This is a genomic window from Legionella sp. W05-934-2 (assembly GCF_964199965.1).
Lineage (GTDB): Bacteria > Pseudomonadota > Gammaproteobacteria > Legionellales > Legionellaceae > JAFIFT01.
Genome location: NZ_CAXMZT010000010.1, coordinates 60,083 through 81,466, shown reverse-complemented (window position 1 = coordinate 81,466; position 21,384 = coordinate 60,083). Strand labels below are relative to the sequence as shown.

The following is a 21,384-nucleotide window of genomic DNA, read 5'->3' as shown; positions in this document are numbered from 1 at the left end:
CGGCGCATATCTATTGTGCAAGCCGCGCTTCTTGGGAAGACAAAGCAATGGATTTAGTACGTTTTGATGAATTACCCCAATAAATTGCTTTGGCACAAATGGGGTAGAAGGGTAATGTCCGATCGTATCGGTTTGCCATTACGGCGATGATAAGCCAATGATTTTCCAGCCTTTTTTTGGTTCAGGGGTGGTGGTATGCGTATAGACAAATACGCTGCCATTTGGATCAATGGCAAATAATGGCAAGCGTTCACCTTGTGAGGGGTGTAAATAATCTGCGATGGTAAATTTATCGGTCAGCGTGGTTGTTTTAAACTGATAGCCTTGCTCAAATTTGTGGTTGAGTACGGCATAGTATACAGGGCCTTGAAATAGCTCCCGGGCACCGTGCGGTAGGCGACGACGAATATTGGTATTGATTGGGTCGTTGTCTCGGGTAGAAATGGTGTAGATATGAGCAGGACCAAATTCCGTGCGGTAATTTTTTAACGCGAGAGCGTTCATCTCTTTGAATGGGGTTAAGGTGATAAAATTCCCCAGCCCTTGGAGTGCTAAATGTTGCTTAGCATGCTCTGAAACAATATTGCCCCAGTAAGTTGGAATGCCTTTTAAGTTTGCTTGGTAAATATCAGCCCAATTCAGATCCACCAAACGGACCATAATATCATTGCGCATCAATTCCAACGCGAGCGATTGGGCGATGCTGTCAGCCCCCAAAATAAGAAACCCTTTGGGTTCTGGATCCGCCACTTTGAGTTTTAACGCAACCCATCTGGCTGTGATACTTTGCAGAATAACCGTTGCAAAGATAATTAAAAAAGTTAACGGGACGATTTTCTCAGCTTCCGGAAAATGCATTATTTCTAATTTGAGGGCAAATAATGAGGCAATCGCCGCAGCGACAATTCCACGAGGTGCAATCCAGCATAACAGCGCTTTTTCGCGTAGACTTAATTTTGAACCGTAGGTGCTTGCTAGCACGGATAGAGGCCGGATAATGAATTGAATCGCGATAAATAGCAATACGGCGGGTAATCCGAGGGCAACAAACTCAAGCACATCAATATGGGATGCTAACATGATAAACAAGATTGAAATTAGTATAAGACTCATGGTCTCTTCGAAGTTTAAAATTTCTTCTAAATGAACATCCACTGTGTTGGTTAACCAAACGCCCATGATGGTAACGGTTAACAATCCTGAGTCGGATTCAATGAGGTTTGACACGGTAAAAATGGTACAAACATAGGCTAATGTTGCAAAATTATGTAAATAGTGTGGGATCCAATATCGTTTTAAAACAAGGCCAAATAAATAGCCGCCGGCGATGCCTAAAATGGTTCCGGTGACGAAGAGTTCAGCAAAGAGCATGCCGCTTAAAAACCAGTTGCCACCTGTGGAGGTGATTAGTTCAAACAAGAAGACAGCCAATATGGCACCAATGGCATCTAACAGGATTCCTTCCCACAATAAAATATTGGCTAGATTCGTTTTGGGTAAAACCGTTCTTATCATGGGCGCAATCACCGTGGGTCCTGTGACAGCCATAATGGAGCCAAACAATAATGAAACCGACCAAGAAAAATTTAACAAATAGTGGGTGGCAATGGCCGTTAGCACTAAGCTGATTAAGACACCAACGGAAACTAAATTGCGGATGACATTTTTATACCCGGCAATGTCATGAAATTTCAAATTCAAACTGCCTTCAAATAGGATGATTGCAACGGATAATGACACCCCGGGTAACAGGGTTTCCATGGGGATTAATGGTATACCCACCCATTGCAAACCTTCACCGAATAATACGCCGAATAACAATAATAGAATAATCGCTGGTAGCTTCAGTCGCCAAGCAAGCCATTGACTGGAAACGCCAATAATGAACAAAATACAAACAATAGTGGCGGCAGTTAGGTGCATCGTCAGTTCTCAAAGATGGTTAATTCCATTTATTAATTTTTAGCTCAGTTTTAGAGAATAATCAAAGGTGATTTTTTGGCGAATGGCCGAGATTCCCCAATAAAAAATAATTTTTTCTTCCGGTTTGTCGTCATTCTCCGTGCGTGCCGAGGATCCATTATTAGAAATACCGCATTGACTTAAAAATGGATCGGTAATAGATTGTGATGAGTGGTTTAATTTATAAGGATATAAAATGAAGCTTCAATTAAATACTTTTTCATCAGGAACATATAATTCCCATTATGGCTATGCTGTTATTCAATCGGATGTGGCAAGTCTTGATATATACTCTCCGGAAAGTATCGATAATTGGAATAGGCAAGTTCTGCCTGATATCCAAAAGAACTTTCAATCGGACTTATGTCAAATTAGAAAGTTTTGTTGCGAAGATCAAGGCTATCCCGTTGCGTTAGAAATGGTTTTGAAAAAGTCTGATAAAAAATCCATGAAAACAATTGAAAAGCAGTTGCAAGATTGTATAGACAGCTTTAACCAGGAGCATGATTATAAAGCCAAATTACGATTTCGTCCCAATCGTGATGATATGGATTTATCAACGCCGACAAATCGCAGTTATTCTAGAAAAGCTGTGTAACCTGAATTCGTTCTAGCTTGCCTTAACATGAATGGCAATGAGAGGGCGCCACCTGGACAGGATATTGCATTATCCTGTTTGATGTCGGGATGGCGCTTACATTTCTCTGTTCTAGATAACCTTGACTTCTTTGCTATTCGACTCATTACTACCCGATAGGTAGGTGTTTGTCGAACGATCGTGAAGGTCTTCTAAAATCTTGATGTGCCAACGCTTTTCATCGGCGGATTCTAATTTAATTGCTATCTTTTTAGCGTCTTCTAGATCTTCCGAAAAACTGTCTAAATCCAGGGTGGAAATGATATTTTTCATTGAATCGCGAAAGTGGGTTTCAAAGACATTGGCGATGGAATTTGCTAACTTTCCTGTGCAATTCACCTTTTTGTATTTATGGTACAAATACACCCAAAATGCGGCGCCTTGGTAATCATTTTTTGCCGCTTTAATTGCTTGGGCGTGTTCTTGATGGGTATGAGATCCATACCCTAACACGCCAGAATCTATTTTGGGATAGCTATCGAGGTATTCTTGCCCGATAGCGTGATATATTTGCGAATGACCGCCTAATTCGAAGAGTAGCTTTTTATGTAAGCTTTCAACAGTTTCTTCAGGATATATACTAGAGACAAGGGATCTCATCTTTTTCGCTAGGGTTCCTGATGGGTTATTCATGCGTATATAAATGATACACATGCTTACCCATTTTTCCACATCCGTACATTCTCGCTTTTGTAGATCCTTGAGTGAGTCTGCGAATTCATGGCTGTTATGGCCGCCAAAAATGCTCCAGCCAGTCGATGATTTATTTTTTGTAAGATATTCATGTGCAATGGTCGCAAAGCCTTCTGGGTAAGCCTCACGTTTAATGCTGGTATAACTCATAGTGTCTCTCCTTAAATACAACGCCCCGTGTACTTCCCGTCAATAACTTACCAATCGACCTCAGCAGTCAATCCTAGGGCGTACGAAACTATCTTACACAAACTTTCATCACTCCGCCAGAGTTTCAACCAAAGTTAATGAAATTCAAATTTCATGTAAAAATCTCTGGGATCCACCGAGAGACGTGAGCGCTTGGGGATAAGTCTAATTTTTAAAAAATGTGTCTATCCCTAAAAGTCGAACCACCAACGATTGCGAGCGGGCAAAGATGGTAGTTTTTGAGGTCTTTAAGCGTTTTACCGGACAATTTCATAATAGCCCTGTCGTTGCGAGCTTTGCGAAGCAATCCAGTTCGACCTCTGAACAAAATCCGTTCTGGATTGCTTCACTTCATTCGCAACGACGGCTATTTAAAAAATTGTCCGGTATAAAATTCTTTAAGTTGGTTGGATGATTTGTCAGGCTATTTTCTATTTGAATCGATTACTCCAATGGTTTCAAATTTTCCAAGGTAGTTGGGATCAATTCGGATACAGTTGGGTGAATATGGACTGCGTCGCGAATGAGTGTATAAGGTTTGTCGGCATACATGACATCAAGTATTGAGTGAATAATTTCATCACCATTCACCCCTAACACGGCGGCGCCAAGAATCTTTTCACTGTCTGCATCGACCATGATTTTGATAAAACCCGTGGATTCTCCTTTGATGACGGCGCGTTTGACTTGGGTCATGGGACGTTTGGCAACCAATGCGTTATAACCCGCTTGACGAATTTGTGCTTCAGTCAGGCCACATCGCCCTAGGGGTGGGTCAATATACAGTGCGTAAGCCATGAGGCGATCGGTGACTTTCCGCCCTGCGTTTTGTAGGAGGTTATCTGCTACAATTTGATAGTCATTATAGGCAGTATGGGTAAACGCCCCTTTCCCGTTGCATTCGCCAAGTGCCCATACATTGTTGGCGGTTGTCGATAATTTTTCATCCACCACAATAATCCCGCGGCTATCCACTTCAATATCGGTATTTTCTAAACCGAGATCGTCCGTGTTGGCTTGCCTACCAATGGCGATTAAAACATGGGAACCGCGAATTGTTTCCTTGTTATCTTCAGAATTGATATGGACATCAATTTCATTTCCTGCAGGAGAAAAGGCGACACAACAATTATTTAAGCGGACATCAATGCCGGATTTTTCCATGATCTCAAGCACCGTATCACACACATCGTCGTCTTCACGGGCAATGAGTCTAGGGGCTCGTTCCAACACAGTGACTTTCGCACCAAAACGTCGAAAAACTTGGGCAAACTCAAGCCCAATATAACTTCCTCCTACCACGATTAAATGTTTGGGGACGATATCTAAATCTAAGATAGACGAATTAGTTAAATAAGCGATTTTATCGATTCCATCCATCGGCGGCACATTGGCACGTGCTCCCACATTGATAAAAATTTTATCTCCATGAAGGGTGTCGTCGTTCACCTGAATGGTATGGTTGTTGATGAATCGACCTTGTCCATGAAAAACCGTGACATTGGGCGTGTTTTTTAACCAGTTTTCAACACCCGTTGTTGCTTTGTGAACAATGCTGTCTTTGCGTGCTTTGACCTTTTTCATATCGGTTTTGATGGAACCTTGAATATCTATGCCAAATTCGCTGGCGCGATTCACTTGATGGGCAACTTCGGCACTAGCAACCAGCGTTTTTGTGGGTATGCAACCTGTATTTACACAACTGCCACCAAATTTATGTCGCTCGATAATAGCGACTTTTAAACCGGTATTCGCTAGGCGTACTGCTAAAGAAGGGCCTGCTTGCCCGGTACCGATGATAATAGCGTCAAATTGTTTATTCACAATCGCATCCTTAATTTGAAAACAACGATTAGATGATCACAGGCATATAATTAGCATAGTCGAATTTGTAAGAATTACTATTAGTGGAATGGGCTGCTAGGGTATTATTTTAGAATCTGCCGTTTTGAGGAGCCTAGTTTGTAGCCCGTATTAGGCGACGCCGTAATATGGGAAAAAATTAAAATGATTAAAGTGTTAACCGTTGTACATGATTAGAAGCAAACGTCTCTCGGGCCTTTTCATCGTGATAGCGAGTAGCCATTTTCGACTCATAGTTACCTCGATATTCTATGCGACCATTGATCAGTACGGTATGTTCATAAAATACTTTGACACTAAGGTCGAGATGGCTGTCCAAGAAATCGCATAAGGAAACAAAATCATCTTCTAGCTCGGGGTATGACTTAGTTACTTGACTTATTCCTTGACGAATCATATTTTCAAATTGTCCTGGTCTTTGTGCAACGGCATAACGTTCTATCGTTGAGTCTACGCTTCCTAGCAGACTCCGATTATTTTGTTTTATCTCGCCAAATTTGAAGCGTTGAACCATCCCATTTTTCAAGGCATTAAATAACAAATGAATCAATGCTTCTTTATGCGTATCGAATGCTTCTTCGCCGTTGATTAATTTTAAATCCGCTAAATTTTTCTTTAGCCCCTGGGCAAGCTTTACTTTCTGCTCAGTTAACGCATTCTTAGAAAATAGGCTAAAGCCAAACTCATACCAGCGTGTATGACGTTCAGATTTTGAATCATTTTTTTCTTGTTCATTATCAGTTTGGGTATCGGTAAGATATTGAAATCCTTTGCTAAATTCATCGATAACTTCACCCAAGGTTACCTTTGAGCTAACTTGGTCTGTAACCTTTTTTAAGGATATTTCTGACATGATAATTCTCCCTATATCAATAAGATAATAAAATAATCTTGTTGGGCAATAATTGCATTTCGTCTGGTTGTTGTCAAGCAAGTGGATATTGCTCATTTTGGATGAAAAAAAATTCTGATATGTCAGCTATGACCTATGTTATTATTTGAGAAATTATGAAAAGCACCCGGATGCTTCGCGAAAAATAATTGATATTAAGGAATACCCTGATGACAGGAAGATTGTATGACCTTGTAGTCATCATCGTAAAGTTGTTAGTCTGATCTAAGAAATTTGATATTGAATACAGCGAATAGATAAAAGTCATGTAACCTTGGACTTTTCAAATAAATATGACGATAACAGAAGCAACAACAGACAAAATAGCCAATAATTTGGGCATTACGGCCATTTCCTCAGCCAAATTTGTCGGTATATTCAGTTGTTCAGAGATTAAAAATAAGTTACTAAGTGGGTGAACTGGCAAATATTGCTCGAGATTTTGGGTAACCATAATCAGCATATAATTAAAATTGACATAAGCCCGAAGCATTCTGTTCCAGATATAAGTTAGGCATAAAAAGAAGAAATCGACGAAAACCAGGAGTATAATTTTGCTATGCAGGCTTAGCTGAATCCATTCCTGGTGATTTGAAAAAATAGCATAGCCAAATGCTGAAAATATAAACGTATATATTGTAAAAAATATATTATGGGAGGCTTGTCTTTGGGCTGGAATTTCGTGTAAAGAAGGGTAAATGGCAGTATAAATGTTTAATACTTGAGCTTTCTCATCGTCGGTCATTTCTTCTGGCGATTTTTTTTTGATCCTATTTAAATGCACAGCGAGTTCTTCTGGGTTAATTATTTGCTGAGATACTCTTAATCCAAATAAATTAAATAGTGACATTTTCTTAATCCATTAATCAATGTAACTCATCTATAGTATAGCAATTCACCACAATTGATCAAAAATAAAACAATTATATTTTTTGGCGGTTAATGAGAGCCAACGCTTGGTAATTATAAGAATGGTCAAATCCCAATTTTAATGCCAGCTTATAAGAAGCTTTGTTCATGGTGTCACAAGTCCATTTTGGTTGAGAATGATGATTGACACAGTAGGAAAGTAAATGACGACAGACAGCCGTCGATAAACCACGATTTCTAAACATAGGATCAGTAAATACGCCAAGTTCAGAAAAATTATCGCTTCTGATCGCATGCGCTTCACTTACCACGCGCTTATTATGCAATAGGCAAAAACCAGCACCGTGCTTTAAGTAATTTTCGATTGATCCATAGAGGCTAAGCATTAATCCTTTCCAATTACATCTATCAAATATGGCATGATCAACTTGTCTCATGGTGAGATTTTCAAGATGGGGTTCATCATGGATGTTGATATTTGTTTGGTTAAAATTAAAATGCAGTCTATCAATAATCGTTAAATCATCACAATTTTTAATCAGCTCTGAGGGAGACGATTCAACCATTAGTTTGAAAGCAGGATTATTATGTGTACTATATGTTAGTATATTCCGCAGGTTCTTGACTCTACCAAAATCAAAATTGTTTGACAGAAACCCATAAGGCCCTTGGGTGAGCACAAAAGCTGAGCGGGGATTTTCATAGGAATCTATCAATATATTGCCAGGCATTTTATGTTCTATTACTGATTTGACAAATGTAATATTTGGATAATTGGATTCAAAGCATTGATTGGCTAAGTGGTATTGCTCTTTATTTAAAAGAATCATTCTCAGGTTCGATGAAATATTTTTTAGTGTTGAACTTTCGTTATACATAGATCAGTTCCATTTCAGGCTCGCGATGAAACCCTATTTTTGAATTTATAAATTTTGGGTTTTCTTGTTCCTTATTTATGGAATAACTTGCTAAAGCCTTTGCATGTATTACTGCTGAATCAAAAAGGGGAACATCCGTTCTTGAATCAATGCACATTCCAAGTTCAGTGCATCCAAGAACAATGGCCTTAGCACCGCTATTTATTAATCTGTCGCAAATTTCCTGTATTATCTGTTTTTCTTTATTTGATGGCATCTCACCACTGCAAATACTAAAAATGATATCATCGACTCGTTTTATTTCATGGTTACTCGGGTATATCGAATCTATTCCAAAAGGTTGCAAATATTTGTCATAAAGGCAATTTTTAACTGTGAATTGTGTTCCTATAACACCGACTTTTTTTATTCGTTGATTAATTAATAAATTCGCAACGCTATCTATAATGTGGATTACGGGCACATTTAAGGCCTCTTGTATTGAATCGTAAAATGCATGAACGCTGTTACAGGTGATAGCGATAAAATCACAACCAACACTTTCTAGTTTACGACATTCATTAATAAGCAATGATTCCAACTGATCTCGATGATCATTTTTAAGAAGAGAAACAACCTTGGCAGCATTCAGACTATTCATGATCATATGGGCAGAATTAACTCCTTTTAGCGAATGGGATATATATCGATTGACTGTTTCGTAATATATTTGGGTTGAAACCCAACTTAGCCCACATAATAATCCAATTGTTTTCATAGTATAACCGGTCAATTTAAAACACTAAGGCATCAGATTTACTTACTTGACTTGCTTCTAAACGAAATGCCTTTTGCAAAAGGCAAGTCGACATAATTTCTGTCAGAATATAGTCGGTCGAGATTTTGTTTTTAGCGTCGAGAGAATAGTAATTTTTGTATAATTTGATAACAGATTTTTGGCAATAAAAAGGCGAGTATTTAAGTAAATCGCTGTGAAAGACATCCCCCATAAAATCATAGAGTTCACCACTCGATTCAGGTGCGAAAAAAGGTTGTTTGCTTCTTTCGTAAATCCACGGGGGTAAAATATGTTTTGTTGCTTCTCTTAGTATATATTTTTCAACGCCGTCTTTTATTTTAAGTTGAGTTGGTAATTGTTGTGCATATTCTGCAACATGATGATCTAGAAAAGGAACCCTCCCTTCTATTGAGTTAGCCATTTCAACTCTATCGCCAATAGTTGACAATATATATCCTGGCAAAGTTGATTTGCAAAACATATAAGAAGATAGTTCTAAGACACCTAGTCCTTTTTGTCGAATAAGTTCGACGTCTTTGATGAACATATCGATTGGATTTTTACCTGATAGGTAAGATTGGAAATCCGCGTTATAGAATTTTGAAAATCGACTAGCTCTCGCCATATAAATAGATAACAAGGATGGAATGGAATTAAATGTATTTTCAAACTGACTCAAATCAGAATGCATTGTTCCTTCGGACGCAGTCATTCCAGGTGCAATTGAAGAGGCGCGCAGTTCGTTAAGCAGCTGATCAAGTTTGTTCTTAGAATATCCCATCAAATTATTTTTTAGCGCATCTTCTCTAAAAAATTCATATCCAAAAAACAATTCATCTGCGCCACCGCCGGTTAAGACCACTTTATGACCCACTTGATTTACCAGTTTGCTCAGCAAATATAATCCAACACCGTGTGTGTTGCAGACAAGAGACTCCCCATACCAAATTGAAGTTGGTAAAGAGTCAACAATATCTTTTTCAGTTACATCAACAAAGTAGTGATTTGCCCCAAGATAATCTGCTGTTTTCTTTGCTAACTCGAGTTCATCAATTGATTTTCCGGGAAATGAGATTGTGAATGCGTCTGGGGTTTTATGGCTTAGTTCGGATGCTAAAGATAGCACAGCGGTTGAATCAAGCCCGCCACTTAAATAACAAGCATAAGAAACATCCGATCGTAATCTGACATTCACGGAATCTGTAATTTTATTTTTAAATTCCTCGATATACTCTTTTTCATTGATATCCAAAGATTGTGGTGCTTTATATTGCAGATCCCAATATTTTATATGTCTTAAGTTGCTTTGATTTGGATGAAAAATAAAAGCATGCCCCGGCCTTACAGAATATACATTTTTGAAACAAGTCCTTTCTTGTTGATAAATTCCGTTATTTGACATATAAACCGCATCATTGTCCCAGATTGCTGGGATGCCAAGGTTTATAATGGATTTGATTTCTGATGCAATATACAAATTATTATTTTTGATTGAATAATATACTGGTTTTATCCCAAACCTATCCCTTGCACAAAAAATACTACCATTGCGCTTATCCCAAATGACAAATGAAAATTCTCCTCGAAGATGATCTAAACAGTTAACACCGTATTCTTGATACAAAGGGATTAAAATTTCACTATCGCAATTTGTTTTGAAGGAATAGCCTTTTTTTATCAGTTCTTTTCGAATGGCTTGATAATCATAGAATTCTCCATTCACAACCGCATATATCATTTTATCAGGTGATATAAATGGTTGAGAGCCATTTTGTAGGTCAAGGATACTCAGTCTGACATGCCCAAGAGCAACATGCCTATCGTCAGATATCCAAACAGAAGTTTGATCGGGACCGCGGTGTTGAATAAGCTTCAGAGATTGTTCAAATCTGTTTGGTTCAATCGTTTCATTGTTTAAATAACATGCAATAAATCCACACATCCAAGCCTCATTCTAAATAAAGATTAATGGTTAATTAATATTGAACCGGCCGGGTATCACTCATTAACAAGAGTACCCATAATACGTTAATGAATTAAATTAATTCTTTTGGAGTTATTTAACCCATTGAAATTTAAGTCAATTAATTTGAATTCGTTCAATACACAAATTCAACGCGATCTTCTGTGCATTAAATTTGATTACTTTTTTCGGAAAGCTACGTTAGACACCATTGTAATAAGGCCAACAACTTATCCAGCTCAATTGCCCAATTGTGACGGGTTAATATTCTACAGTAAGCAAAATAAATAGGCAATATGCTTGATCGTATTCAGCCTATCTGGGTGCAGAATTTAGTGGATTGTTAGCATGTATTTGCTCAGGCAAAATCTTGTCTTACATCAAATTAGGATTGCAAAAGTAATAGATATTTATTTTAAAATTGATTATATTGCCCTTAGGATAGTCAATATTGCCTAGCTTTTGTATGAACTATTTTATAAGGAAGTACTTATGCCGTCTAAACATCAAAATAAGGAATCAGGGGCGATTAATCACCATTCTCAAATTCCAGCAGGGATTGTTGAAACGCGAAAAAGTGAATTGATTGATAGACGCTTATTCGGTGCTAGTTCATTACCATCCCAATCTCCTGCGCCACAACCTTTAACTACTGGTAAATCACCTGTCGAAGAGACAAAGGCTCCAAAGCTCAAGCATTTGAACCTTGATCGTCCGATGGGTCCTAAACGCCAGTTGCCATCAAAGTATCAGCGTCATGCTTCCAGTGAGGCGATATCCCAGACTATGGGTACGATCAGCAGCACCTCAGACAGCATCATTCCTAAAGGGTTAATTGTAGCTTTGACTGAAGGGCTTACTAATTACGCGAATCAATCCAAAAATGGTAGCACTACCAGTAACGATCTTGGGTGGCTGTCAGGTTTCCGTCACGGTAATTCGGGGAAAGATAAAGCACTCGAAATGGTAGCAATGTTCAAGGCGGCATGCTCCAAGAAGGAGGTGATTGACATGTTGGATAAGTTCTTCACCAATCCATCAACGCGCTTTCATAATCACTCGAAATCGTCTTATCTACTCGATGCCTTGAATAAACTGCTGGGGAGTCAATCTATGCATTACTATAAACCCAACATAGGCGAGCATTACACACTGGGGCATTGGGGATTGATTAAAAATGAACTCGAAGTGATGGGCCAAGATAAAACGGTGTCGACGCAAATGACGGTGTAGGCATTTCAATCCGACGTTGCCACCCATCAAGAAAGTCACTTCGATTCAACAACCCCTCATCCGCCCGTTGGGCACCTTCTCCCCATGCCTGGGGAGAAGGTAAAATGAATAGGACTTACGAGAAAATCCCAATCTCTTCGTTAAAAAAAGTTTTTAATTCGGTCTTTTACTTAATCTAAACTCCCTCATTAAAAACTTTTTTTGCCTCGACCTTGGGGTTTTTCGTAAGTCCTGATGAAGAAAATTATTTTAGAAGTTGTTTGCAAAAATAAAGGCAGCCAAGGCCTCGCATTTTGAATGATCACGGGTATATAATTCTCGCTAACATTAAGAAGATTTTTTTCTTAAGGAGTTAGGAAATGTCGCTTGGGATGTTTCCTTATAGAAGCGTCTGTCTCTTGCTATCAGGTTGACTATTATGAATCGGTTTATTCGGTTTGGATGTATAGGCCTGTTGAGCTTTTCGAATCAACAGTTGTTTGCTAACCAATCGTTTGCGTCCTTAGATGCAGGTCTGGCTAGATTGTCTAATCTTTCAAGTATTACCATCCAAAATGGCTCTTTATCAACGAACAGTATGACTAATGATACTTATTTGACCAAACACGACAGTCAGGCAATGGTTGGGGTAACGGCGGGGCTAATGTTACCATGTCAGAGCAATTGGTTTTCCCAATATTGGATTGGGCTATCGTTTCAACATTTTGCTAAACAAGATATTGGCGATTCAGTGATGCAATATTCCTTAAGTTCCTCTCATCGCTATCGTTATCATTGGTATATTCAACCCAATACGTTGATGGTGGTGAATCGTTTAATCATGCCATTAGGAAACGAAACACAGGCTTATGCGCAATTTGGCATCGGCGTCGCCACCATTGATGTTAAAGGATACCATGAAAATGCAAGGGAAAATGTGACACCAAGAACAACCCCCGCGTTTGCTGATAATCAACCAATCAATGCTACCTACTCAGCTAGCATCGGCGTTCAAGAGCCTGTTCAAGAAAATCTATTAGTGACGGTAGGCTACAAGTATCAATACCTTGGCAATCTTACCTCCGGTCTAGGGGCTGGCGAATGGTCACAAACTGCGTTACGATTGAAACATGTCGATGCGCATATGGCAATCGTTGGCTTAACCGTTTTTTCTTCGACAATGGCTTAAGGATTACAAAGATTTTCCCTACGGAATTGCCTAGCCTGATTGAATGGATAGGTATTACCACGTTCACTTAGGGATTTTTTTCCTCTTTTTTTGTATTTCACAAGTAGTTTTCATGAAAGGCGCGTTCAACAATGATCTCCTTATCCATCAACACTTGAATAGAATATTGGATATCTTTCAAAAAAGTGATTGCGGCGTTTAACGCGCTGCAATAATGCTAGGGACGCAGCATGACAATAGTGAAGGCTTAATTTTAGCTATTGTTAGCACGAGGATTAGGGACTAATCGTATGAAGGAAAAGGTGATTGGCAAAACGGATAGTGATGACATTGAATCGATGGAGGACGAATCAATTGATTCGAATCTTACCGATAGTGGGCCCCATCACGCGAGTTATTATGAAACTAAAATTACCCAGCAAGTCTTAGTCGGAAAAACGCAGAAAGCGCTGCAAACAGTAGCTAATAAAAACATCCACTTCAAAAATGGTCAATTATTTTTGATACGTATACTGCAAAGCCTCTTTCCCCGATTTTATAAATTCAGCGAGGGGATGTGTTATGGAGAAACACATGCTGCCCTTAATGCATTTCTACTCGGCCATCAAGGTTTTTTTCAATACAATACACGAATTAAACTCTTTAACAAGCTCGTGTTAAGGTCATATCAGGAGGCAATTAACTACTACGATACTATTGTAAAGCCATTTTCAATCAAGGAGTTTGCCCGAGAATTTCGCACAAAAGTCAGAGAGAGAATCCGCCACAACTTTTACAAAACGATCCCTCAAACAATGCAACAAGAATGCCTTGCTGTTTTGCAAAATATTGTTGTTATACAAGCAAATCAGCCAGATTTTGAAGGCTTTAAAGGCATGGAGCATATCAATGAATTCAGCATAATACAAAACATGGATAGTCAAGTTGCCAAAGAAAAACTATTTTTAAACAATCTTTTGATGTCCAATGCACTAGCGAGGAAAGGGGGATATGAAATAGTCAAAAGTACTATTCGTCATTATACTAAATCGGAGCTCAATGCTTGTTTCAATCACTACAAAAGCCTACTGATTAAGAATAATATTGATTTCCCTGTGGCATTTACGTTAGAAGCTAACGAACACATTGTCTTCATTGGCTATCAACCCAAACTAAAAGCGTTTTATTTCCATGATATCAACGAATTGTTAAAAGACTCTGAAATCGAAGTGCCTGATTTATCGGAATGGGTATCCGAGGCATTCCATTTTTCCAAGCCCACAAAATTTCCGCTGTCCATTGGGTTGCGAATTCTGGTTCCATCGTTTACACAAACGTTAACTAAGAAAAATTCAGCGCTTTCAAACGGCCGGCGATTAGAAGCTATTCTTAATAAGCAGCCCATACCATATGGCCTTCAAGATAAAATCGCGAACTTTTATCAAGCAAAGAGTCAAAAAATCATCAAGCCGAATCCCCACTATTTTGTTATCCTATTTGTTGCCATATTGCTGATTTGCAAAGTATTTGAAACCCTCGTCGGGGTTGAATCAAATAAAGCATGCGATATTTTAGGGGTATTCTTTTTGTCTTTGTTCGCCCATGCTTATGCGGATGTTGGTACGATGATTCTCTTTGTGACAACGGAGAATCAAGTCCCAAGAATTGGCCCTCTTTTTTTTGACGAAAAAGAATTAGAAAAGGAAGAAGAATCTGCTAAATCTTCAAAAAACCCCAGATCCCTCCCCAAAAAAGGATAATTAAATTTTCATTTAAACTGACGAAATAACTTCCCAATTCAATCCCGCTTTATACTTTTTCTGTCTTCCTCCGCGAATGCGGAGGATCCATGGATATCGAACTATCGTTACAATTAAAAACATCTCAGTTCCTGGACCCTCCGCATGAAGCGCTGTCTCTTGGTCACTTCTCACCGAAACGTCATATTTGGCGCATCTCGAGAGAAAATGATTCAAAAAAGTGCTCACATACTGATGTATGCTGCGCTTTTTTTGAATCATTTTCTCCCGACCTGCAAAAAATCTGACGTTTCCCCGTAAATTCTATATTTGTGTAGAAGAGTCAGGCATGAAGTGGAGGGCGAGGTTTCTAGGGTTTCATAGCCAAAGTGATTTCATGAATAAATGTCGCATCTACTGCATAATGAAAGAGGAACTCGTTTTTTGGAGTGCAATTAGCCAAATGATCGGCCTAATGTGATGAATGCGCCCGGCCCACAGGAATTAACGATTGGAGGCAGTCCGGGGCCTTCAGGGAAGCATTGGGATTTAGGAATCGTTGTTGCGTAAAAATAAATCGCTCCATCGAGTTCCCCAAAAAATTTTGCTTTTATTATGCCAAGTCGAATGGCTGTATAATCAGGTACCCCATAGCGGGCATTATTCTCAATGAAGGAGTGGGCTAATTGGGTCTGGATTTCATAATCGTTTTGTAAAGGGATGTCGAGACGAATAAAAGGATAAATTGTTTTTCCAGAGTTATCGTAATAATTGGGGGAACCAGTCATCCCAACACGCAGGTTCACTTTGGAAAAATGGCGAGTGATAGCGCCCTCAAATTCAAAGTAGCTTGGGTTGGGCACCAAGGGGCGGAAGAAATAGGCGTCATATGCACCAAACACATACCATTCCCAAGCGTTACTTCCCCCCATCCAACCAATAGTAGGGTATAATTCCAGCGATTGCTTCCAGCCTTCAATAATGATGTTAGATCCCCATAAGCTGACATAAAGTTGAGAAGGCAGGGTGTAAGTTATCGAGCCTTGAAGGGCGGGTAAATTGTTGGTATTGGAGGTACCATAAGATAGATAGTTACTAACAAAGGTAATATCGCCCGATAAATTGCTTGGGTAGGGATATGCTTCTGCAGAAGCTGCTCTTTCTGGGTGAATGCTCGGTGGATTTTTACTGACACGGTTTGCGCTGACTAACAAGCTGCAAGATACTAGGTAAACAAAAGCGACAAAAAGTATGGAGCGTTTGGCTACTGGCATGTGCGTATCAATCGTTAATCCTGACTCTTTTTTCTACCAGTATACACATCTTTTAGGGTGGCTGTGAAATGAAATATCAATGGATTGCCTTCTTTCGCTTGATATATTTACGATCTAATTTTATCACCCAGGAACTGAGTGCGATTAAGAGCATTCCCATTATTATTAAGGTTATTGGCCATCCAATGGTGTTGGGAAAGTGTTTCGCCGTGAAATAACCAATATAGGCGAGAGTGGCAAGTGTTGAGGTTGCCAATAAGGTTCGACTACGGATAGAAATCGCGAGGAAAACGAAGGCACAGCTTATGCCTAAATAGAAAATTTCATAGGGGTGGCGTTTCAAAAGATCAAACGTCACACAGAAAAAACTGATGCTCCCTATTAAAAAGAGGAGGGGCGTTAATGGTTGGTGACGTGTTTTAGTGATGGCTAATGTCAAAAGAATTAACGACAAGGAAAGCACGAGCCAGGTTGTCCGACAGGGAACATCCAACAAACTAAATGCCGAAATAAAGGCCCCATACATAAAAAATACGCTAGTAAACAGCAAGACAGTGCGTTGTGTGGCAAGAAAAATGAGCCCTTGTTGGAACAATAGCAATAGGCTAATAAACAGAATTGCTTTGGCGGGGTCCGTGCCGGTTGTGTATTCTTGTAGAAAAATGATAATACCAATGGGCTGTAGGATTGCCGCAATAAGGAATAACGGCGTTGCCGCTTTTTCAAGCGAGGCTTTCTGAGAAAAAGTTAAGGCGATAATAAGCAAGCATAGTCCAAATCCTAGCGTCAGAAATATCCGGCCTACGATATGAATGTCATCCCACTTCATGCCAATAAAAATGACGATGCCTGCGAAAATTAGAAGACCACCCATATAACCGAAAACATGGTTGATGATATTTTTTTTGCGCGGTGTTGCTGATTCATCGGAAGATTGGAGCGCTTCAGAAATATCTGTCGGTGTCAGGCCATGGCGCTTGGCAAGGGCGATTATCTCCTCGAGTGCTTCATTTCGATTCATGATATTACCCAACCTATAAATTGAATGCTACCAGGGTAATAATAATTTTTCTCAGCTTTCCCCATTAAGCGGATATCAGTTCCTCCCTTTTTAAGGCAAGGGTAATTGTATCGGCTGCCAATAAACAACTCGCCAAAAAGGCCAGTAGGGCGTGTATTACATTGTTGCAGCAATTGATACCCATCAGGGGATTGCAAGGTAGTATCCAGCTTTAACCCTTGTGTTGATTCCACGACGGCTTCCTGCACACCCTCGATTTTGTCGATATTGGTTGGTAATCCAAATGATAGCTGTTTGATTTTTTCAGTTTTAGCATCATAGAGATATAATTTCTTCCAATAGTAATAACTTGAATTGGCATTTTTAGTGTATTGCGCATATAAGATGCCATCTTTTACCACGAAGTTCACACTGATGGGTGTTTGGTTGCCTGAAGAGTAATCCTGGATAGCGAACACTAAACTATATTTCGGTGGGTTTTCAATTTTTGTTGGTATCATCGTCGATACCATGAAAATGATCATGACCAACGCAGGCAGCCCAAGCCCCGCAATAATCAGAATATTATTGCGAAAAAACGCACCTACTTTCATATGGTTATCCTAATTAATCCGCCTTTTATTAAGTATAAACTAAGTTGTTGAAATTGCTCTAGGTCCGGTTAAAAAAATACCCTAAGCTAAACTGTGCCTGTGCCTGTGCCTGTGCCTGTGCCTGTGCCCGTGCCCGTGCCCAGCTCACGGCTCGGTTGAATTGGATAGAATTATTATTTACATTAGATGATTTTGTAGGAGATTATCATGAAAAGGATTTGTTGGTTAAATTTTGTTCTTATGCTGCTCGTTGGTTCAAGATCATGGGCCTTTTCCCAATGCGCCATTCACACATGGCATCCGATTTATTCAAACAAGGGTGAATGGCAAGTGACGTTAAAAGTGATTAATCAAAATGGTTATTTTGTCGACAAGGCATGCCAGCCTATCGAAACAGGGCATACTCGCCCTGATACACCAATGACTTATGGCTTTGGCTTTTCCTTGGATGCAACATTTGATATCGCTTACACGGTCACCGCAGTGAAGCAGGATACACAAGCCTTTGAATCGCCTGTTTGTGTTTTTGTGGTGTCAGCATCAGGCCCTGCTGAGCCGGATGTAACAGCGCTCAGCTATCATGGGGCACAATGTGAGTGGAAAAAAGTGGCCCGAACCGGTGGTGCGATATATTTATCTTAGCGGCACATTGCTAAATTCGTTACAAGCTAGCGGATGTATTTGTCTCGCTCGATTTTATATTTCCGATGTCTTCCATAATCCCGGAAAGTTTATTTTTGTTGAGGTCATCTTCTAAAATATGCTCACCTCCTAGCCACATCCCTCCGCCAACTAGGGCGGTCAAAGCTGCTGCTCCCGTGCATATAAAAGCGGCAACGAGCGTGAGCGGGAATGGCATGAGGCAGAACGCTAAAAGTGTGACTGCTGGGATACCACCAAAAACAATGGCAACCCCCACCATCTTCATGGCTAGCCCTAAAAACAGCTTGCTTGCTGGGAATTGTGCATGCAAATCGGAGGCTTCACTCATATAGTCATCGACTGAAACGGTATCAGTCAGTAAATCATGGGTTTTGGAAAGCACATTGACCAATGGTTCTGTGGGCGCTCGACTGGATTGATATATCTCATGAGTCTCGTTAATTAATTCAGCGACTTTTAGTTTAAGTTGTGAATCCAATGTTTTGGAGTTTGAAATTAGCTGTGTTAATTGTGAATGGGCTTTACGGTATGACTCATCCATATCCCCTTGTTTTTTTTCAGTGTCTATTTTTTTAGTTAATAACGGTGTTTCTGTCTCGCGAGGACCCATCTTATCCGAAGGGATGGTGCCTGAGCTAAACAAGGAATGGGATGCCACAGGTGATTTTTTTTCTGTCGTTATTGGGTTAATGCTTGCTGTATCAATTTGAGATGTCATCGTATCGGATTTTTGCGCTGGTTCCTGTCCAAGTGTTTGCTCACTCGTTTGGTCTTGGTTAAGTGATTTTGACGATTCTGAATTGAGACCTTTTGATTCCTCTTCGTTGAGAAATAGTATCGTTTCACCATTTTTCTGTCGGCGCTTTACCTCATCGTCAAGCAACACGTTTGCCATATGTCTTGTGCGCACACGGCACTCGTGGTGAATTTGATTAAATGCTTGGTAGTGCTTTTCAAATGCGCGCATTAATTCGTCGAATTTCTTTTGATTGCATAGGAGCGTTGTTGGTGATTTCTCAATGACAGCGCGAACCCGATTGAGCACTTCGCGAATGTCATAGGTTAGGTTCACCGGATCTTGGTCTTCACAATTCAACAATCGCTCTATTTCTTGGTTAAGTTCTTTAATGCGCCCTCGAATCGCTAGGCCAGGCAAATACGTCGAAGGGAAAACTTTTTCTAGCAGTGAGGTTAAATCGGATTGAAGCAGTTGCCCTGTATTTTTTAACGCTTCTCGGTTAATCACGTTTGCATTGGTAAAGGGGTTTTTTTCACACAGATTGTCATCCCTGTCTTGCGCAAATATATATTCACCCGTGCTTTGCTGGATTAGCCCACTGGCAAATGCAAAGCCATTACCATCAATATCGAGGCCGTCATGGGGATTTTTTCTCGCTAGTCTTAACACCATTTTTTATCCATTCTTGGATCATCGCTTTCACAACAATCATCATCGCTGCATGGTTGGATGCTTGTTGATGCTGATTATCATCCTTCAAATCAATAAAATACATCACCATGTGTTTACCCGGTTGCATTTCGACTGCGGCAAGGGCAGGATGAATGATTTTCATCGAGCAAATCTGAGGGTATTTATAAAAATATTTTAAGGCAATATCCCAGGCCTTGGCTAAATTTTGTGGGGAAGGGTGCAAGCTAAAGTGCAATTTGTAATCATTTTGACTGACGGCATTATCGCCTTCAATTAACATATAGATGGATGGGGACAAGTTAGAGTTCAGGGTGGCTGGAATGATTTTAATGTTTTGTTCAGTATAGCCAAACTTTTTTCTTTTCACTAATTGAAGAAATGTAATCTCCTCAAGGTTTTCTAACACATCCTTGAGCTCGAATTTGGTAGGATCATAATACTTATTGGTGAGATATACGATGTTGTCAGTTATCGGGTCAATAAACGTGTCGCTTATTTCACTACAGAGATTACTTAGCGTTATAAGTGCCAATGTTATCGGACTAAGGGAATCAGGCGTCGTTCCTGTTTCACTTTTGGGTACGCTATACCGACTTTGGTTGAACTTTATTCGATAATCGACAAACAGGGTATGAATTAAAGACAGCTGCTGGTAGAGTGGCATTTGCTTATCGTCACGGATAGTTTGAACCATTTCGACAATCCGCTTTCTGTCCTCTTTCAATTCTTGGGCTAACGTTGAGACCCATGCTTTATAATCTGGATTTGACGTATCAACAAACTTCTCCTCTAACTGGATGAAATTTTCTAAAGCCTCATCCATTTGCGTCAGGGCAGCGTTAATTATTATATCGATAGCCCCTTTGTTTTTTTGCGCATAACTTAATGAATGGAATGATTTTCCTTTGTTTAAAGGAAGATGTTTATTGCCGGTTAAATCAAGCATGTCAGATACCTAGTGGACATAATTACGGGGGGGAAATTTAACGATAGATAGTCCAAACACACCCCAAAATGGTAGAAATTATACAATGTAGTAAATATATGGTCAATGGCTTGACGAAGAAGAGGAAAACCGATTATCGGATGAGGAAAAGTCATTGAATTCCTTCGATGAGAGTGGCTTTTAGGTATAAAGCGAGAATTCATTGGTGGCTAATCGCGTGATATGATTTTTTTTTCTCCCCATATTGTCCTTTATCATCTTTTATAGTGTAGCCTGCATTCGTAATGCAGGTTCTGCAGATGAGGTATCCCCCATGACGCCTTTGGCTAATGGGGGCTACTGGTGATTGGGACTGGACAAAAACTAATAGCTAATCCGTGCCCGTACCCGGTTTATAATGGTCACAGTTCACTATTTTTCGGTGGGCTGCTTCAAGATCAAAGTATATCTTTTAATTCGTTAAATCCGGGCACGGGTATGGGCACGCTCACGGGCACGTATTAGTTCTGTGTATTTTGTCCGATACAAAGGACCCATTTGTATTGGATATTCCCCCTAATATAACCTTAATCTTAGCTTGCTATAATGCGGGTGCTAAAATCAAAGAAATA

19 protein-coding genes are annotated in these 21,384 nt (G+C 39.7%); 5 read left to right on the top strand and 14 right to left on the bottom strand.

The annotated features are described in order from the left end of the window. Positions 1-10: 10 nt before the first annotated feature. Entirely contained in the window at positions 11-139 is a 129-nt protein-coding gene (locus AB3348_RS11850) for a hypothetical protein (protein ID WP_367607802.1), read from the bottom strand. Next, positions 139-1,923: a cation:proton antiporter gene (locus AB3348_RS11845; RefSeq protein ID WP_367607801.1), complete on the bottom strand. Its 1,785-nt coding sequence runs from the start codon at positions 1,921-1,923 to the stop codon at positions 139-141. The genes AB3348_RS11850 and AB3348_RS11845 overlap by 1 nt, the downstream gene beginning before the upstream one ends. Positions 1,924-2,158: 235 nt before the next feature. Between AB3348_RS11845 and AB3348_RS11840 the strand changes: the two genes are divergently transcribed. Further along, on the top strand, positions 2,159-2,560 hold the full coding sequence (locus AB3348_RS11840; RefSeq protein ID WP_367607800.1) for a hypothetical protein: 402 nt from the start codon (positions 2,159-2,161) through the stop codon (positions 2,558-2,560). 111 nt (positions 2,561-2,671) lie between these two features. On the opposite strand, the gene AB3348_RS11835 is transcribed toward AB3348_RS11840, so the two are convergent. From AB3348_RS11835 to asnB, 7 genes are all read right to left on the bottom strand, one after another. Then, positions 2,672-3,442: a hypothetical protein gene (locus AB3348_RS11835; RefSeq protein WP_367607799.1), complete on the bottom strand. Its 771-nt coding sequence runs from the start codon at positions 3,440-3,442 to the stop codon at positions 2,672-2,674. 483 nt (positions 3,443-3,925) lie between these two features. After that, positions 3,926-5,305 (bottom strand): FAD-containing oxidoreductase, encoded by a 1,380-nt coding sequence (locus AB3348_RS11830; protein WP_367607798.1) that lies wholly within the window; start codon positions 5,303-5,305, stop codon positions 3,926-3,928. A 187-nt stretch (positions 5,306-5,492) separates the two neighbouring features. Beyond that, positions 5,493-6,197 (bottom strand): hypothetical protein, encoded by a 705-nt coding sequence (locus AB3348_RS11825; protein ID WP_367607797.1) that lies wholly within the window; start codon positions 6,195-6,197, stop codon positions 5,493-5,495. Between the two features lie 322 nt (positions 6,198-6,519). Next, positions 6,520-7,086 (bottom strand): hypothetical protein, encoded by a 567-nt coding sequence (locus AB3348_RS11820; RefSeq protein ID WP_367607796.1) that lies wholly within the window; start codon positions 7,084-7,086, stop codon positions 6,520-6,522. A gap of 73 nt (positions 7,087-7,159) precedes the next feature. After that, positions 7,160-7,984, bottom strand: a complete 825-nt coding sequence (locus AB3348_RS11815; protein ID WP_367607795.1) for a GNAT family N-acetyltransferase — start codon at positions 7,982-7,984, stop codon at positions 7,160-7,162. Then, a complete protein-coding gene (locus AB3348_RS11810) occupies positions 7,977-8,741 on the bottom strand; it encodes an aspartate/glutamate racemase family protein (protein WP_367607794.1) in 765 nt (254 codons plus the stop codon). Before AB3348_RS11810 ends, AB3348_RS11815 begins: the two co-directional genes overlap by 8 nt. A 16-nt stretch (positions 8,742-8,757) precedes the next feature. Next, positions 8,758-10,704: an asparagine synthase (glutamine-hydrolyzing) gene (gene asnB, locus AB3348_RS11805; RefSeq protein WP_367607793.1), complete on the bottom strand. Its 1,947-nt coding sequence runs from the start codon at positions 10,702-10,704 to the stop codon at positions 8,758-8,760. Between the two features lie 513 nt (positions 10,705-11,217). Between asnB and AB3348_RS11800 the strand changes: the two genes are divergently transcribed. From AB3348_RS11800 to AB3348_RS11790, 3 genes are all read left to right on the top strand, one after another. Further along, complete coding sequence (locus AB3348_RS11800) at positions 11,218-11,958, top strand: hypothetical protein (protein WP_367607792.1); 741 nt, start codon at positions 11,218-11,220, stop codon at positions 11,956-11,958. Positions 11,959-12,376: 418 nt separating this feature from the next. Continuing rightward, positions 12,377-13,126 (top strand): hypothetical protein, encoded by a 750-nt coding sequence (locus AB3348_RS11795; protein WP_367607791.1) that lies wholly within the window; start codon positions 12,377-12,379, stop codon positions 13,124-13,126. Positions 13,127-13,416: 290 nt separating this feature from the next. Continuing rightward, positions 13,417-14,865 carry a hypothetical protein gene (locus AB3348_RS11790; RefSeq protein WP_367607790.1) on the top strand — a complete coding sequence of 483 codons (1,449 nt, stop codon included), beginning with the start codon at positions 13,417-13,419 and terminating at the stop codon, positions 14,863-14,865. A gap of 434 nt (positions 14,866-15,299) precedes the next feature. Here AB3348_RS11790 and AB3348_RS11785 read toward each other — a convergent pair whose 3' ends face one another. The 3 genes from AB3348_RS11785 to AB3348_RS11775 all read right to left on the bottom strand — a co-directional run bounded on the left by AB3348_RS11785 (position 15,300) and on the right by AB3348_RS11775 (position 17,732). Then, entirely contained in the window at positions 15,300-16,118 is an 819-nt protein-coding gene (locus AB3348_RS11785; protein ID WP_367607789.1) for a TorF family putative porin, read from the bottom strand. A 76-nt stretch (positions 16,119-16,194) separates the two neighbouring features. Continuing rightward, on the bottom strand, positions 16,195-17,139 hold the full coding sequence (locus AB3348_RS11780; RefSeq protein WP_367607788.1) for a DUF2157 domain-containing protein: 945 nt from the start codon (positions 17,137-17,139) through the stop codon (positions 16,195-16,197). Continuing rightward, positions 17,136-17,732, bottom strand: a complete 597-nt coding sequence (locus AB3348_RS11775; RefSeq protein ID WP_367607787.1) for a hypothetical protein — start codon at positions 17,730-17,732, stop codon at positions 17,136-17,138. Before AB3348_RS11775 ends, AB3348_RS11780 begins: the two co-directional genes overlap by 4 nt. A gap of 207 nt (positions 17,733-17,939) precedes the next feature. Here AB3348_RS11775 and AB3348_RS11770 point away from each other — a divergent pair, with 207 nt between their 5' ends. Continuing rightward, entirely contained in the window at positions 17,940-18,374 is a 435-nt protein-coding gene (locus tag AB3348_RS11770; protein ID WP_367607786.1) for a hypothetical protein, read from the top strand. Positions 18,375-18,393: 19 nt separating this feature from the next. On the opposite strand, the gene AB3348_RS11765 is transcribed toward AB3348_RS11770, so the two are convergent. Together AB3348_RS11765 and AB3348_RS11760 are read right to left on the bottom strand one after the other, a co-directional pair. Further along, positions 18,394-19,806, bottom strand: a complete 1,413-nt coding sequence (locus tag AB3348_RS11765) for a hypothetical protein (protein ID WP_367607785.1) — start codon at positions 19,804-19,806, stop codon at positions 18,394-18,396. Continuing rightward, on the bottom strand, positions 19,772-20,773 hold the full coding sequence (locus AB3348_RS11760; protein ID WP_367607784.1) for a hypothetical protein: 1,002 nt from the start codon (positions 20,771-20,773) through the stop codon (positions 19,772-19,774). Before AB3348_RS11760 ends, AB3348_RS11765 begins: the two co-directional genes overlap by 35 nt. Between the last annotated feature and the right edge of the window lie 611 nt (positions 20,774-21,384).

Excerpts from the sequence above, each read along its gene's own strand:
- AB3348_RS11825 (WP_367607797.1), bottom strand. The coding sequence starts at position 6,197 with ATGTCAGAAATATCCTTAAAAAAGGTTACAGACCAAGTTAGCTCAAAG.
- AB3348_RS11810 (WP_367607794.1), bottom strand. The coding sequence starts at position 8,741 with ATGAAAACAATTGGATTATTATGTGGGCTAAGTTGGGTTTCAACCCAA.
- AB3348_RS11820 (WP_367607796.1), bottom strand. The coding sequence starts at position 7,086 with ATGTCACTATTTAATTTATTTGGATTAAGAGTATCTCAGCAAATAATT.
- AB3348_RS11770 (WP_367607786.1), top strand. The coding sequence starts at position 17,940 with ATGAAAAGGATTTGTTGGTTAAATTTTGTTCTTATGCTGCTCGTTGGT.
- AB3348_RS11815 (WP_367607795.1), bottom strand. The coding sequence starts at position 7,984 with ATGTATAACGAAAGTTCAACACTAAAAAATATTTCATCGAACCTGAGA.
- AB3348_RS11790 (WP_367607790.1), top strand. The coding sequence starts at position 13,417 with ATGAAGGAAAAGGTGATTGGCAAAACGGATAGTGATGACATTGAATCG.
- AB3348_RS11795 (WP_367607791.1), top strand. The coding sequence starts at position 12,377 with ATGAATCGGTTTATTCGGTTTGGATGTATAGGCCTGTTGAGCTTTTCG.
- AB3348_RS11835 (WP_367607799.1), bottom strand. The coding sequence starts at position 3,442 with ATGAGTTATACCAGCATTAAACGTGAGGCTTACCCAGAAGGCTTTGCG.
- asnB (WP_367607793.1), bottom strand. The coding sequence starts at position 10,704 with ATGTGTGGATTTATTGCATGTTATTTAAACAATGAAACGATTGAACCA.
- AB3348_RS11785 (WP_367607789.1), bottom strand. The coding sequence starts at position 16,118 with ATGCCAGTAGCCAAACGCTCCATACTTTTTGTCGCTTTTGTTTACCTA.
- AB3348_RS11800 (WP_367607792.1), top strand. The coding sequence starts at position 11,218 with ATGCCGTCTAAACATCAAAATAAGGAATCAGGGGCGATTAATCACCAT.
- AB3348_RS11780 (WP_367607788.1), bottom strand. The coding sequence starts at position 17,139 with ATGAATCGAAATGAAGCACTCGAGGAGATAATCGCCCTTGCCAAGCGC.
- AB3348_RS11840 (WP_367607800.1), top strand. The coding sequence starts at position 2,159 with ATGAAGCTTCAATTAAATACTTTTTCATCAGGAACATATAATTCCCAT.
- AB3348_RS11765 (WP_367607785.1), bottom strand. The coding sequence starts at position 19,806 with ATGGTGTTAAGACTAGCGAGAAAAAATCCCCATGACGGCCTCGATATT.
- AB3348_RS11775 (WP_367607787.1), bottom strand. The coding sequence starts at position 17,732 with ATGAAAGTAGGTGCGTTTTTTCGCAATAATATTCTGATTATTGCGGGG.
- AB3348_RS11845 (WP_367607801.1), bottom strand. The coding sequence starts at position 1,923 with ATGCACCTAACTGCCGCCACTATTGTTTGTATTTTGTTCATTATTGGC.
- AB3348_RS11850 (WP_367607802.1), bottom strand. The coding sequence starts at position 139 with ATGGCAAACCGATACGATCGGACATTACCCTTCTACCCCATTTGTGCC.
- AB3348_RS11760 (WP_367607784.1), bottom strand. The coding sequence starts at position 20,773 with ATGCTTGATTTAACCGGCAATAAACATCTTCCTTTAAACAAAGGAAAA.